A 13,685-nucleotide genomic window follows, 5' to 3' on the forward strand; every position below is an offset into this window, starting at 1 on the left:
TGACTTCGATCGGAGCGCCGGCGCCCCGTGCGGACGGCGCGCTTGGTAGCATGGCGGATGCCCGCAACGCCCCTGCACATCCTCCAGTCCGTCTTCGGTTATCCCGCCTTCCGCGGTGACCAGCAGGCGATCATCGAGCACGTCGCCGGCGGTGGCGACGCGCTCGTGCTTATGCCCACCGGCGGCGGCAAGTCGCTCTGCTACCAGATCCCGGCGCTGTTGCGCGGCGGTTGTGCGATCGTTGTGTCGCCGCTGATTGCGCTGATGCAGGACCAGGTCGATGCCTTGCGCCAGCTTGGCATCGACGCCGCCTTCCTCAACTCCAGCCTCGATGCACAGGCGCAACGCGAGGTCGAGCGGCGCTTCGCCGATGGCACGCTGAAGCTGCTCTACGTCGCGCCCGAGCGCCTGCTGACCGAGCGCTGCCTCGATCTCGTCGCGCGCACGCCGGTCGCGCTGTTCGCGATCGACGAGGCGCATTGCGTGTCGCAGTGGGGCCACGACTTCCGCCCCGAGTATCGCGCGCTGACCGTGCTGCATGAACGGTTTCCGACGATCCCGCGCATCGCGCTGACCGCGACCGCGGATGCGCCGACGCGGCGCGAGATCGTCGAGCGGCTCGCGCTCGAATCCGCACGCGAATTCGTCGCGAGCTTCGACCGGCCGAACATCTGCTATCGGGTGGTCGAGAAGGACGACGCACGCCGCCAGCTCAAGGATTTTCTCGGCGCGCATGAAGGGGCCTCCGGAATCGTCTATTGCCTGTCGCGGCGCAAGGTTGAGGACACCGCCGAATGGCTGGTCGAGCAGGGCGTCGCGGCACTGCCGTACCACGCCGGCATGGATGCGGCGACCCGCGCGCGCAACCAGCAGCGGTTCCTGCGCGAGGACGGCCTCGTGATGGTCGCGACGATCGCGTTCGGCATGGGTATCGACAAGCCCGACGTACGCTTCGTTGCGCACATGGACCTGCCCAAGAGCCTGGAAGGCTACTACCAGGAAACCGGTCGTGCCGGTCGCGACGGCCTGCCGGCCGATGCGTGGCTGTGCTACGGACTCGGCGACGTGGTGACGCTGGCGCAATTCATTGCGCAATCGGAATCCGGCGAGGAGCGAAAGCGCGTCGAGCGGCGCAAGCTCGACGAACTGCTCGGCTACGCCGAGACCACCGCCTGCCGGCGCCAGCGCCTGCTCGCTTATTTCGGCGAAGAGTTGGCGCAGCCGTGCGGCAACTGCGACAACTGCCTCGATCCGCCCGAGACCTGGGATGCGAGCGTGGTCGCGCAGAAGGCGCTGTCGTGCGCGTACCGTACCGGACAGCGCTTCGGCGTCACGCACCTGACCGCGGTGCTGCGCGGCGAAGCGGACGAGCGCATCCGTGCCTTGCGCCATGACGAACTCGGCGTGTTCGGCATCGGCGTCGAACTCGACAAGCAGCAGTGGCGCGGCGTGTTCCGCCAGCTCGTCGCATCGGGCCTGCTCACGCCGGACGAGGAAGGCTACGGCACGCTGCGCCTGACCGCGGCGAGCCGCGATGTGCTGCGCGGAGAGGTGCCGGTGCGTCTGCGACGCCAGGCCGACAGCGCCGGGCGGCGCGCGAAGCGGCAGAAGTCGCGCACCGAGCGCACCCGCGCGAGCCTCGACATCGCACCCCACGAGACCGCACTGTGGAACGCGTTGCGGGAACTGCGCGCGCGTCTTGCGAAGGAGCAGGGCGTGCCGGCGTACGTGATCTTCCACGACGCGACCCTGCTCGCGATGCTGCGCGAGCACCCGCAGACCCTGTCCGCGCTCGGCGCGGTCAGCGGCGTCGGCGAGCGCAAGCTCGAGCGCTATGGCGAGGCGTTCCTCGGCGTGCTGGAAACGCGCGCGGCGTGATTCGGCGCGCGATGTCCAAATCCGCCGTGGTTCGACGTTCCTCGCTTGCGTCGGGGCATGTGCCCCACGGGAGCTGCCATGAACGATTCCACCACGACCTCGCGTCCAAACCACTCGCGCCTGCGACCGCTCGCGCTCGGCATTGCCGCCTGCCTGGCCGTCTCGGCCCTGCCGTTGCATGCAGAGCCGCGCCTTGACGTGCTGCGCGAGCGCGTTGCCGACGGCCGCATCGTCCTGCCCCCAGGCACGTTCGAGCGCATCGAGGCGACCCTGTCGCGCCCGGCACCGGTGCCGGCAGCGACCACGCGCTTCGTCACCAACTGCAACGACAGCGGTGCCGGCAGCCTGCGCGACACGATCGGTGCCGCCGATACCGACGACACGATCGACCTGACCCAGCTCACCTGCAGCCGCATCACGCTGACCAGCGGCGAGATCGTGTTCGGCCAGGCCAACCTGGCGATCCAGGGAGCGGGCTCCGGCCGGATCACGATCGACGGAGGCCTGAGCAGTGGCATCTTCGTCGGCCTCGGCAGCGGCACCTTCGAGGTCGGCGGGGTGTCGATGGAGAACGGGTTCAAGTACCGCAGCGACGCCACCGCACTCGGCGGCTGCGTGCAGGTGCAGGGCAACGTCGTGCTTGACGACGTGCAGATGCGCAACTGCAACGCGCTGAGCACCGGCAATCGCTCCGCGCTGGGCGGCGCGGTATGGGCGCAAGGTCAGGTGCTGCTGCAGAACAGCGTCATCACGGGCAGCATGGCGAAGGCGACCGGCTTCGGCTATGCCAGCGGTGGCGGCGTGTATGCGCGCAATGGCTTCGTGTCCAAATACAGCACGATTTCCAACAATGTCGCGATCAGCGAGAGCGCGACGCCGACGTTTGGTGGCGGCGTCTTCGTCTGGAATGGCGGCCTCATCGTCGGCTCGACGATCTCAGCCAACCAGGCAGCGCGCATGGGCGGCATCGCGACCAAGGGTGCGTCGACCTACACGCTGAGCATGGTCAACAGCACGGTGTCTGGCAACGTCGCCAACCGCTTCGGCGGTATCTTCGCAGTCCAGAAGCTCAATCTGTACAACAGCACGATCGCGTTCAACACCTCGCACGAGTGGGATACGGGCGCCGGCTACTACCTCGGCGCCGGCGTGCACATCAGCGTTGCCGGCGAGATGGACAGCACGATCATTGCCAACAACGTGAACACCGGCGCACCTGCGGCGTTCCCGACCGCGGACCTTACCGGCAAGCCGGGTTCGGGATTCAACGGCGGGCACAACAACGTAGGCCTGTGCGGCGCGCCGTGCCCGAACGACACCACGCATGAAGACCCCGGCCTGCATCCATTGCAGGACAACGGCGGCCGCACGCGCACGCATGTGCCGACACCGGGCCAATGGGACACCTTCGGTGGCAGCAACGTGCTCGGCTGGACGTGGGACCAGCGCGGTCCCGGCTTCCCGCGACAGTCGCCCGGCGACTGGCCCGAGATCGGCGCGTTGCAGATCAACTCGGACATCATCCTGGCGAACGGATTCAACTAGTCCGAGGCGCTGGGGACAACTGGATTCTGCTCGTCATTCCCGCTTGCGCGGGGATGACGGTCGGACTCGAAGGCCCGCTCGCGACAGGAAACCAGCGATGCCCGCGAAGCAGGCAAGTCTGCTTGTCCTTCCGCAGGAGCGGCAATGAACACAATGACGGCAATCGGTTTGTCGCCGTGTTCAAAACCGTCGTTGCACAGGCTACGCGAAGCGCTTGCGATGCTCGTCGGCGATCCAGGCGGCATCCACTTCGCCGTTGAAGCCGACGATTGCGTCGATGTCGCAATACGGGCAGAGCGCGGTTTCGCCACCCGACCCCTCGTCAACCCATTCGGTGATTCGGGATGGAGCGAACTCCTTCAAGCAGTACAGGCAGACCGCAATCCGACTGTCGCCGAGGGCCTTTCGATTGAATGACGCGTCGGAAGTTCTTGGCATGAGACCTGACCTCGGGCGAAGAATGCCGCGAGTTCCGGCCGTCCCGCCGCGGAGAGTCGGATCAGCGCGGACCAGGTGATGCGGGTGGAAGCCGGGCGATGTGGCGCATCGTGCGCGGACCCGCCGAGTGCGGTCAAGCAAGCCGGGAATGCGCGCTCGGGCGGGGCAGGCGGAGGCGCTTGATGCAGTTCGGTTAGACTGGCGGGGGCCGTCGACGGCGGCCGCTGTCCTGGTCATCTTCCTGCATGCCGATCCACAGCACGACGGTTCCCGCGCGCAACCCGCGTCGTCGAAATGCACGCTTCGCCTTCGCGCTGGCCCCGGCGCTCGCGCTGGCGGCTTGCGCGGTCGCGCCGTTGCCGCGCCTGCCGGATGAAACGCCGGTGCGCTGGCAGCAGGCCAGAAGCGCCGCGCAGGCACCGGCTGCGGACCTGCGTGGCTGGTGGAAGGCATTCAACGATCCGCAACTGGACCGGCTGGTCGAGGCGGCGTTGAGCGACAACCTCGGCATCGCGCAGGCTGCGGTGCGCATCGAGGGTGCGCGCACCCTCGACCGGCACCATGATGCGGCGTTCCTGCCGCAGTTCGGTTTCCGCACCTATGCCGAACCGACGCCCGACAGCAGCGCGAGTTATTTCCAGGCCGGCTTCGACGCGAAGTGGGAGTTCGGCCTGTTTGGTCGCGCACAGAGCCAGGCGCGGGTCAGCGCGGGCGACCTTGGCATCGCCGAGGCCGAGGAGCAGGCGGCACGCGTGAGCGTCGTCGCCGAAGTGGTGCGCAGCTATGTGGAACTGCGCACCGCGCAACATCGTCGGTCGTTGCTTGCGCTGTTGTCCGAAACCGCGCAGGCGCGCCGCGCGCTGGTGGTTACGCGCGAACAACTGCGCCTCGCTTCCGCGACCGACGTCGCGCAGGCGAGCGCGCAGGCGAGCGCCGCGCGCGCCGCGCTGGCCGGGCCGGACGCGGCGATCGTGCGCGCGCGCCAGCAATTGTCGGCCTTGCTCGGCCGCAGCGGCGCCGCCGACGACATCGCAGCCGACCCCGCTGCAGCGATGCCCGGCGTATCGGCCTTCGCGATCGACACCTTGCCGGCCGACCTCGTGCGCACGCGCCCGGAGATCCGGCGCGCCGAATTCGAGGTGCTGAAGAAGGCCGGCGAACTCGGACTCGCGCATGCCGACCTGTTTCCGCGCATCGGCCTCGGCGGTGCGCTTACCTATGCGGCCAAGGTCATCGGCCACACGCGCCTGTCGGATGCGGACGGCATCGTCACGTTCGGGCCGGCGATCGACATCCCGCTGTTCGACTGGGGTGCGCGGCATGCGGTCGAACAGGCGCGCGATGCGGAGCTGCAGGCGAGCCTGCTCGCCTACCGCCAGGCCGTGCTCGACGGTGTCGCCGAAGTCGAGAGCGCGCTCGCCGCGCTGCATGCGCAGGTCGAGCGTGGCGCATTGCTCGAGCAGACGTTGCCGGCGCTGGACAAGGCGGTCGCGGGCGCGGCCACGCTGCGGCGGCTCGGGCTCGCCGATGGCGCCGATCTCGCGGCGGCGACCGGGGCGAAAGTGGAAGCCGAACTGGAACTTGCGCAGGCGCAGCAGGAACGCAGCCTCGCCTTCATCGCGCTGTACAAGGCGCTCGGTGGCGCGCCACTGCCGGCAACGGCGGCGGCGGAGCGCACGCCGTGATACCGCTCGCGCGCAAGACCCTGCTGCACGAATGGCGACGCTTCCTGCCGTCCGCCTTCGCAGTCGCGTTCTCCGGCCTGCTGCTGCTGGTGCAGGCGGCGCTCGTGTTCGGCATCTTCAACAGTTCCGCGGTGTACATCCGCAAGTCCGGCGGTGAACTCTGGCTCGGCTACCCCGGCACGCAGAGCATCGAGCTTGGTCGCCCGATCCCGACACAGGCGGAGATCGCCGCATTGATGGACCCGGCCGTCGCGCGCGTCGAGCCGTTCAACTGGATCGATGGCGACTGGCGCGGACCGGTCGATCGAGGTGGCGTATCGGTGTTCGTCTCCGGCATCGACACGCGCGCGGATGGCCTGATGTTCGCCGATGTGCTGACGCCGGACCTGCGCGCGCGCCTCGACGAACCGGACGGCGTGATTGTCGATCGCGCCGACCTGTCCAAGCTCGGCCTCGCCGTCGGTGGCCAGGCGGTCATCAACGGCCATCGCGTGCGCATCGTCGGCGTCGGCAACGGCCTGCGCGCGCTCGGCGGCGTCAACATCGTGACCTCGCTGGCGACTTCGCGCCGGCTCGACAACGGCGACAGCACCGGGCAGGTCGCGTACTACGTGGTGAAACTGCGCGATCCGGCACAGGCGGATGCGGTGCGCGCACGCCTGCAAACGAGTGGACAAGCGCGCACGTTCGAGGTGTGGACGAGCGATGCGTTCGCACGCCGCGCCGTCACCTACTGGATGTTCGAGACCGGAGCCGGCCTCGGCGTGCTGTTCCTGGCGGTCGTGGTGTTCATCGTTGGCGCGGTGATCACCAGCCAGACCCTGATGGGCGCCGTGGCGGGATCGATCCGCGAATACGCGACGTTGCACGCGCTTGGCGTCGGCTTCGCGCAATTGCGCCACGTCGTGTTGCAGCAGGCGGCGTGGGTCGGCGCGTTCGGACTCCTCGTCGGCGGCATCGCGACCGCGCTGGTGGTGCTGCTGGCGCAGCGGCGCGATGTGCCGGTGCAGCTCGACCTGTCCACCGTGCTGGTATGCGCGATCCTGGTCATGGGCATTGCGCTGCTGTCCGGCCTTGCCGCGGTGCGCGCGCTGCGCCACGCGGACCCGGCGTTGCTGCTGCGGTGAGCACATGACCGCCGCCCTCGTCGCCGACGCACTGTCGAAATCCTTCGTCACCGGCGCGGTGCGCACCGATGTGCTGCGCAGCCTGTCGATCGAGGTCGCGGCCGGCGAACTCACGCTCGTCTCCGGCCCGTCCGGTTGCGGCAAGAGCACCCTGCTGGCGATCCTCAGCGGACTCCTGCGCCCCGACGGCGGACGCGCGTTCGCGCTCGGCCAGGACCTCGCGCGCCTCAAGCCGGTCGAGCTCGAGCGTTTCCGCCTGCAACACACCGGTTTCGTGTTCCAGGGTTTCAACCTGTTCCCGGCGCTCAACGCACTCGAGCAGGTGATGCTGCCGCTCGGCTACCTCGGCCTCGACAACGCAAGCGCACGTCGACGCGCCATCGATGCACTCGGCGAGGTCGGCCTCGGCAGTCGCATGCAGCTCAAGCCGGCGCAGCTTTCCGGCGGCGAGAAGCAGCGTGTCGCGATCGCACGCGCTCTGGCGAAGGAGCCGCAGTTGCTGTTCGCCGACGAGCCGACCAGCGCGCTGGATGCCGCGAACGGGCAGATCGTCATCGACACCCTGCACCGGATCGCGCGCACGCATGGCGCGACCGTGCTGTGCGTGAGCCACGATCCGCGCCTCACGGCGCACGCGGATCGCGTCCTCGCGATGGAGGATGGCAAGATACTGTCCGACCGCCGACCCGCCGCAGCCGTGAAGGATGAGCACCGATGAGCATCGCCCGCGCACTGCACGCCGCCGTGGTCACGCTGTTTTCCGTCGCCGCGCTGGCCGGGCTCGCCGCGTGTTCGTCGGAGCGGGATGCGAACGCCGGCCCGCTGCCGCCGTCCGGCACGTATCTGGCAATGGCGCGCGGGCAGGTCGATGTCGAAGGCGGACTGGTGCGCGTCGTCGCCGCGCGCGACGGTCGCGTCGAGGAGGTGCGCGTCGAGGACGGCGATGTCGTCAAGCAGGGCGACGTGCTCGCGCGCCTCGAACAGCGCCCGGCGCGCATTGCGCTCGGCATCGCCGAGGCGACGCTGGCGCAGGCGAACGCACAGGCCGCGGTGCTCAATGCCAAGCTCGCGCCGCTCGCCGACCAGGCGCGCCGCGTCGCCGAAGCCGCCGGCGCGGGCGCGGCGAGCGGTCAATCCGCCGACGACGCCGGTACCGCGGTCGCGGTGCTGAAAGCGGAAGTCACTGCCGCCGAGGCCGCCGCGCGCGTCGCGCGCGAGCAGGTCGAGCAGGCGCGCGCCGAACTCGACCAGCGCACGATCGTCGCGCCCGCTGCCGGACGCATCGTGCGGCGCTCGGTGCATGTCGGCGATTCCGTGTCGGCGCAGGCAGGCGCCGAGCTGTTCCAGCTGCTGCCGGACCGTCCCCGCATCGTGCGTGCCGAATTGAATGAAGCCTACGTCGACCTGGTCAAGCCGGGCATGCGCGCCGAAGTCGTGCGCGACTCCGACCAGGGCACCGTCGTAAGCGCCGAGGTCCTGCGCGTCGGCGAAGTATTCGGCCCCAGCCGCCTCACCGACGATCCGGTCGAACGCGCCGGCGCGCACGACGTCGAGTGCGTGCTGCGCCTCGACGGTGGCGAGTTCCGCATCGGCCAGCGCGTGCTGGTGCGATTCAAGAAGCAGGGCTAAGGTCGAGCTGCCAATCGACCGGACCGGCTGTGGTGTTGCTTCCAGCCTTCCGTCCCTGGGCCGGCCTCGACCCGAAACCGACCCGAAAGGCGACCGCCGCTAGGCTGCTGTCCGTGGCGGTCCCAATCGGGCCGCAGGAAGCAGCCCGTGTCCCAGTGGACCATCCTGTGCGACTTTGACGGCACGATTTCCGTCGAGGACATCACCGATTCGCTGCTCGAACGCTTCGGCCGACCCGGCTGGCAGTCGCTCGAGCAGGCGTGGAAGCGCGGCGAGATTGGTTCGCGCGATTGCATGGCGCAGCAGGTCGGCCTGCTCGAAGCCACCGACGGCGAGCTCGATGCGCATCTGGACAGCATGATGATCGATCGCGCGTTCCCGCAGTTCGTCGCGGCGGCGCGTGAAGCAGGGGTGCCCCTGACCGTGCTCAGCGACGGCCTCGACTACGCGATCCGACGGGTACTCGGCCAGCATGGGCTCGACGACCTGCCGATCGTCGCCAATCGCTTCACCGCGGTGGGCGAAAGCGGCTGGCGCCTCGAATTCCCCTTCGGCAGCCCGCACTGCCGCAGCGGCAACTGCAAGTGCGCGAGCGTGGCGGGTGCACACGCCGAGCGTCGGCGCGTGCTGCTGATCGGCGATGGCACCTCGGATTTCTGCGTCGCCGGCGTGGCCGACCTCGTGTTCGCCAAGCATCGCCTGATCGAGCATTGCCGCTCGGCCGGCATCCCGTACGTGCCGATCACCGGGTTTGCCGACGCGCTCGAATTGCTGCCGACGTTGCTGGCGGGCGAGCTTGCTGCGCATGGCGATGAAGCGATGCAGGCGCCGACGCAGCAGGTCGCGTGACGCGGGATCGAACACGGCGACGCTTATCCAGGTATCACCCTGCCAACGATGCCACGCCCACGCGTGGCCGATCGCACGACCGGAGTCACCACCTTGAACATGGACACCTCCACGCATCCTTCCGCGCTCGCCGACGGTCTCCAGACCAGTCGCAGCGGCGAGCTGTTCGGCGCCGCCTGCAAGCTGATCCCGGGCGGCGTCAACAGCACCGCGCGCGCGACGTGGTCGGGCTGGAATCCATATCCGTTGTTCGTCGAGAGCGGGCAGGGTTCGCGCCTGACCGACGTCGATGGCAACGAATACATCGACTACCTGCTTGGCCTCGGTCCAATGATCTTCGGCCATCGTCCGGCGCGCGTGACGCAGGCGGTGGTCGACTTCATCCAGAACCGCGGCACCGTGTTCGCGCTGCCGACCGCCGACGAGGCGCGCCTCGCGCAGAAGATCGTCGATGCGATTCCGAGCGTGGACATGGTGCGGCTGTGCAATACCGGCACCGAGGCCGTGCTGTACGCGACGCGTCTCGCGCGTGCGTTCACGAAGCGCAGCAAGATCATCCGCTTCGAGGGCATGTACCACGGGTTCTCGGACGGCGTGTACTGGAGCAAGCATCCGTCGATCAGCAAGGCCGGCCCCGACAACCGTCCGATTGCGGTGGCCCAGGGTCCGGGCATGCCGAAGGGCGTGGAAGACAACCTCATCATCCTGCCGTGGAACGACGCGCAGGCGCTGGAGGACGCGATCCGGCGCGAAGGCGACAACATCGCCGCCGTGCTGACCGAACCGGTCATGTGCAACACCGGCTGCATCCTGCCCAGGCCCGGTTACCTCCAGGCGATGCGCGAGATCACGTCGAAGCACGGCATCGTGCTGATCTTCGACGAGGTCATCACCGGTTTCCGCCTCGGCCTCGCCGGTGCGCAGGGTCGCCTCGGCATCAAGCCGGACCTGTCGGTGTTCGCGAAAGGCATCGGCGGCGGCTTCCCGGTCGCGGCGATGGGTGGTCGCGCCGACATCATGGCGCTGGTCGCGAACGGCACGGTGTCGATGGCGGGCACCTACAGCGCGAACGGCATCGCGATCGCGGCCGCGAACGCGGCTCTCGACGAACTCAACACGCCGGGGCTGTACGCACAGCTCGATGCGGTATCCGACGAGCTGCGCTCGGGCCTCGCCACGGTCATGGCGGATGCGGGCTTGCCCGCCTACGTCGTCGGCATCGGACCGCTCATGCAGGTATGGTTCGCGAAGGACGAGATCCACAACTACCGCGACGCCGAACGCCACGCCGACCAGAAGATCTTCGACGTATGGTGGAGGGGCATGCTCGCGCGTGGCGTGCTGTTCCATCCGGGCGCGTACGAAAACCTGTTCGTATCGACCGCGCACACGCGCGCGGACGTGGCGGCGACGCTCGAGGCGGCGAGGCAGGTCGCGGCGGAGCTTGCGCGCACGATCTAGGAAGGGTCACTGGCCCGCCGCGGAACACGCCAACCTATCGGGTGCTGGAAGGAATGGTGGGCTTGAGCCCACCCTGCCGCGTGTTCCTAACCGGAATTTGACGCCGCACATCGCGGTTTCGGCAACACTGCGCGCCCCCTCGAATGGAATCCGTTTCGATGAGCCGCTTCGTGTTCGGTGTTGTCGCAAGCCTCGTGCTGGCATGGAATGTACCTGCGGTCGCGGTGGAACCCACGGCGCCCGCTGACACGGCATCGCTCGACACGATCGTCGTCACCGGCGAGCAGCCCGGTCCCGGCCTGTGGAAGGTATCGAAGGGCGATCATGCGATGTGGGTGCTCGGCACGCTCTCGCCGTTGCCGAAGCGGTTCGAGTGGCGTGCTGCGGAGGTCGCGTGGCGGATCGCCGAGTCGCAGGAGGTGCTGCTCGCGCCGCATGTGAAGATGGAGCCGGACACCGGCTTTTTCGGTCAGCTCGCATTGCTGCCGTCGCTGATCGGCATCCGCGACAACCCCGACGGCGCAAAGCTTGCGGACGTGCTGCCGGCGGATCTGTATGCGCAGTGGAGCACCCTCAAGCAGCGCTACATCGGTCGCAGCGGCAAGGTCGAGAAGTGGCGTCCGATCTTCGCCGCGCGCGAGCTCTACGTCGCCGCGATCGGATCCGCCGGTCTCGCCGAGAAGCCGATCGTGGCCGATGCGGTGCGCAAGGCAGCGAAGAAGGCCGGCGTGCCGCTGCGGCCGGTCGTGCTCGAAATCGGGATCGAGGCACCGAAGGCGCTGCTGAAGGACTTCAAGAAGGCGGCGCTCGACGACCAGGCATGCTTCCGCGCGACGCTCGAACGAGTGGATACGGATCTGGCTCGCATGACCGCGCGCGCGAACGCGTGGGCGACCGGGGATCTGGGCGCGTTGCGCGCACTGCCGCATGTGGACGAGGAAGGTCCGTGCCGCGATGCGATCCTGAAACTGTCGCTGGCGCGCGAACACGGCCTCGACGGCATCGAGGCCAAGGTGCGCAAGGCATGGCTCGACGCGGCGACGGACGTGCTCGACCGGGACACGACGAGCTTCGCGATCCTGCCCATGCGCCTGGTCGTCGATGCGGACGGCTACCTCGCCGCGCTGCGCGCGCGCGGCTATTCGATCGAAGCGCCGGATGATGGTGCCGGGGATGTGGCCGAGTAGGGCGGACGCGCGCGCAGCGCAAGTCCGGCCACTGTGTCGATCATGCCGATGCCGGACGGCGGCACGCACTGCGTGCGTACCGCCCTACGCGGCTGTCCTGTGGTATCGCCGATCGCCCTGCTGCCGACCGGCGCGAAAGGCGAGGCCCGCGAGACCTCGCCCGTGTCTTCGCGATCCGTCGCGTCAGCGTTCCCAGCGGCCACGGTCATAGCGCCAGCGGTCTCCGTCGCGGTCCCACTGCGCTGGCCGGTAGTGGTAGCCGGGACGTTCGCGCACCCAATATCCGCGGTGCCAGCGATGGTGGCGATGCTGCCATCCCCAATAGCCGGGCACCCAGACATAACCACGGCGCGGGGCCGGCACGATTTCCGCGCGCAGAGGAGGTGGCGCGACGTTCGCGTAGATGTCGACATGCACGCGCGCCTGCGCCGGGGCCGCCGCGAACGAAAATGCGCCGGCGGCGGCGAGGGTTGCGGTGAGCAGCAGCTGCTTGCGGATGTGCACGGTCGTCTCCTGTCGCGCCGGTGGGGCGCTCTGCGGAGCAGAAGCTAGGACATGCGCACTGAACGGACGCCGATCCCGCAGGCGCCTGAATTCAGCGCGTTGCCGCCCATTCACGCACCGCGCCCACGAAGTGCAGGCAATCGATGTGGCGGTTGTACAGCGGCGTCGGCGCGGCCCGGATGACATCCGGTTCGCGCCAGTCGACGACGATGCCGCTCGCATGCAGGTGCTCGAACAGCGAACGTCCTGCTTCGCGCGGACCTTTCACGCGCAGCGACAGCTGGCAGCCACGGCGTGCCGGGTCGTTTGGCGTCGCGATGTCGAGCACGTCGCCCGCATGCTTGCGGATCAGCTCATCGAAGTACGCGGTCAGCGCCTTCGACTTCGCGCGCAGCGCGGGCATGCCGGCACGCCGGAAGAGGCCGAGCGAAACGCGCACCGGTGCCAGCGCGAGGATCGGCGGATTGGAAAGCTGCCATCCGTCCGCGCCCGGCGTGGCGACGAACTCGGGCGCCATGCGGAAGCGCGTCGCCTGGTCGTGACCCCACCAGCCGGCGAAGCGCGGCAGGTCGGCGCGCGCGTGGCGTTCGTGCACGAAGCAGCCGGCGACCGCGCCGGGGCCTGCGTTGAGGTATTTGTAGCTGCACCAGACCGCGAAATCGCAGCCGTCGTCGTGCAGCGCGAGTTCGAGATTGCCCGCGGCGTGGGCGAGATCGAAGCCGACCAGACAGCCTTGCGCGTGCGCCGCGCGCGTGATCGCGGCGAGATCGAACGCCTGGCCGGACAGGTACTGCACGCCCGGCAGCATGACCAGCGCGATGCGCTTGCCGTGCTGCTCGATCGCACCCAGGATCGCGTCCGGCGAAAGCGAGCCGTCGGCGAGATCCGGATCGATCTCGATCAGCGCATCGGCGGGATCGAAGCCGTGGAACTTGATCTGCGACTCGACCGCATGATGATCGGACGGGAACGCGTTGCGCTCGATCAGGATCGCGTTGCGTGCCGGCGTCGGCCGGTAGAAGCTGACCATCATCAGGTGCAGGTTCACGGTCAGCGAATTCATCGCGACCACTTCGTGCGGCAGTGCGCCTACCAGCGCGGCGAGGTCGTCGCGCACGAACTGGTGGTACGGCATCCACGGGTGGCGTCCGCGAAAATGCGCCTCCACCGCGAGCTGCTGCCAGTCGTCCAGTTCCTCGAGCAGGGCGTCGCGCGTCGCGCGCGGCTGCAGGCCGAGCGAGTTGCCGCACAGGTAAACCTGTTCGGACCCGTCGTCGTGGCGCGGGATCAGGAACTCGCCGCGGAACGCGGCGAGCGGATCATGCGCATCGAGTTGCAATGCGCGCGCTTCGAGTTCACGCAGTTGGTCCGGCGCCACCATC

12 protein-coding genes are annotated in these 13,685 nt (G+C 68.7%); 10 read left to right on the forward strand and 2 right to left on the reverse strand.

What is annotated here, in order from left to right:
- Positions 1 to 57: 57 nt before the first annotated feature.
- The 10 genes from recQ to ACILRJ_RS09765 all read left to right on the forward strand — a co-directional run bounded on the left by recQ (position 58) and on the right by ACILRJ_RS09765 (position 11,799).
- Complete coding sequence (gene recQ, locus ACILRJ_RS09720; protein WP_395682823.1) at positions 58 to 1,878, forward strand: DNA helicase RecQ; 1,821 nt, start codon at positions 58 to 60, stop codon at positions 1,876 to 1,878.
- Between the two features lie 78 nt (positions 1,879 to 1,956).
- A complete protein-coding gene (locus tag ACILRJ_RS09725; RefSeq protein ID WP_395682825.1) occupies positions 1,957 to 3,423 on the forward strand; it encodes a choice-of-anchor Q domain-containing protein in 1,467 nt (488 codons plus the stop codon).
- Between the two features lie 144 nt (positions 3,424 to 3,567).
- The gene (locus tag ACILRJ_RS09730; protein WP_395682827.1) at positions 3,568 to 3,840 is read left to right on the forward strand and encodes a hypothetical protein; all 273 of its coding nucleotides are present in this window, start codon (positions 3,568 to 3,570) and stop codon (positions 3,838 to 3,840) included.
- A gap of 266 nt (positions 3,841 to 4,106) precedes the next feature.
- Positions 4,107 to 5,546, forward strand: coding sequence for an efflux transporter outer membrane subunit (locus tag ACILRJ_RS09735; RefSeq protein ID WP_395682829.1), 1,440 nt, complete (start codon positions 4,107 to 4,109; stop codon positions 5,544 to 5,546).
- Entirely contained in the window at positions 5,543 to 6,673 is a 1,131-nt protein-coding gene (locus ACILRJ_RS09740) for an ABC transporter permease (protein ID WP_395682831.1), read from the forward strand. The genes ACILRJ_RS09735 and ACILRJ_RS09740 overlap by 4 nt, the downstream gene beginning before the upstream one ends.
- A gap of 4 nt (positions 6,674 to 6,677) precedes the next feature.
- The gene (locus ACILRJ_RS09745; protein WP_395682833.1) at positions 6,678 to 7,391 is read left to right on the forward strand and encodes an ABC transporter ATP-binding protein; all 714 of its coding nucleotides are present in this window, start codon (positions 6,678 to 6,680) and stop codon (positions 7,389 to 7,391) included.
- Positions 7,388 to 8,302: an efflux RND transporter periplasmic adaptor subunit gene (locus ACILRJ_RS09750; protein ID WP_395682835.1), complete on the forward strand. Its 915-nt coding sequence runs from the start codon at positions 7,388 to 7,390 to the stop codon at positions 8,300 to 8,302. The genes ACILRJ_RS09745 and ACILRJ_RS09750 overlap by 4 nt, the downstream gene beginning before the upstream one ends.
- 147 nt (positions 8,303 to 8,449) lie before the next feature.
- Positions 8,450 to 9,151 carry an MtnX-like HAD-IB family phosphatase gene (locus ACILRJ_RS09755; protein ID WP_395682837.1) on the forward strand — a complete coding sequence of 234 codons (702 nt, stop codon included), beginning with the start codon at positions 8,450 to 8,452 and terminating at the stop codon, positions 9,149 to 9,151.
- Positions 9,152 to 9,250: 99 nt separating this feature from the next.
- Positions 9,251 to 10,612, forward strand: a complete 1,362-nt coding sequence (locus ACILRJ_RS09760) for an aspartate aminotransferase family protein (protein WP_395682839.1) — start codon at positions 9,251 to 9,253, stop codon at positions 10,610 to 10,612.
- A gap of 158 nt (positions 10,613 to 10,770) precedes the next feature.
- Positions 10,771 to 11,799: a TraB/GumN family protein gene (locus tag ACILRJ_RS09765; protein ID WP_395682841.1), complete on the forward strand. Its 1,029-nt coding sequence runs from the start codon at positions 10,771 to 10,773 to the stop codon at positions 11,797 to 11,799.
- A 183-nt stretch (positions 11,800 to 11,982) separates the two neighbouring features.
- On the opposite strand, the gene ACILRJ_RS09770 is transcribed toward ACILRJ_RS09765, so the two are convergent.
- Together ACILRJ_RS09770 and kynU are read right to left on the reverse strand one after the other, a co-directional pair.
- Complete coding sequence (locus tag ACILRJ_RS09770; RefSeq protein WP_395682843.1) at positions 11,983 to 12,303, reverse strand: YXWGXW repeat-containing protein; 321 nt, start codon at positions 12,301 to 12,303, stop codon at positions 11,983 to 11,985.
- 91 nt (positions 12,304 to 12,394) lie between these two features.
- Positions 12,395 to 13,684, reverse strand: a complete 1,290-nt coding sequence (gene kynU, locus ACILRJ_RS09775) for a kynureninase (protein WP_395683076.1) — start codon at positions 13,682 to 13,684, stop codon at positions 12,395 to 12,397.
- Position 13,685: the final 1 nt, after the last annotated feature.

Origin of the sequence: Dokdonella sp. (assembly GCF_044227025.1) — a bacterium.
Classification (GTDB): domain Bacteria; phylum Pseudomonadota; class Gammaproteobacteria; order Xanthomonadales; family Rhodanobacteraceae; genus Dokdonella_A.

Bases quoted from the DNA above. Each gene is read 5' to 3' on its own strand.
- recQ (WP_395682823.1), top strand. From the start codon at position 58: ATGCCCGCAACGCCCCTGCACATCCTCCAGTCCGTCTTCGGTTATCCC.
- ACILRJ_RS09725 (WP_395682825.1), top strand. From the start codon at position 1,957: ATGAACGATTCCACCACGACCTCGCGTCCAAACCACTCGCGCCTGCGA.
- ACILRJ_RS09730 (WP_395682827.1), top strand. From the start codon at position 3,568: ATGAACACAATGACGGCAATCGGTTTGTCGCCGTGTTCAAAACCGTCG.
- ACILRJ_RS09735 (WP_395682829.1), top strand. From the start codon at position 4,107: ATGCCGATCCACAGCACGACGGTTCCCGCGCGCAACCCGCGTCGTCGA.
- ACILRJ_RS09745 (WP_395682833.1), top strand. From the start codon at position 6,678: ATGACCGCCGCCCTCGTCGCCGACGCACTGTCGAAATCCTTCGTCACC.
- ACILRJ_RS09750 (WP_395682835.1), top strand. From the start codon at position 7,388: ATGAGCATCGCCCGCGCACTGCACGCCGCCGTGGTCACGCTGTTTTCC.
- ACILRJ_RS09760 (WP_395682839.1), top strand. From the start codon at position 9,251: ATGGACACCTCCACGCATCCTTCCGCGCTCGCCGACGGTCTCCAGACC.
- ACILRJ_RS09765 (WP_395682841.1), top strand. From the start codon at position 10,771: ATGAGCCGCTTCGTGTTCGGTGTTGTCGCAAGCCTCGTGCTGGCATGG.
- kynU (WP_395683076.1), bottom strand. From the start codon at position 13,684: ATGGTGGCGCCGGACCAACTGCGTGAACTCGAAGCGCGCGCATTGCAA.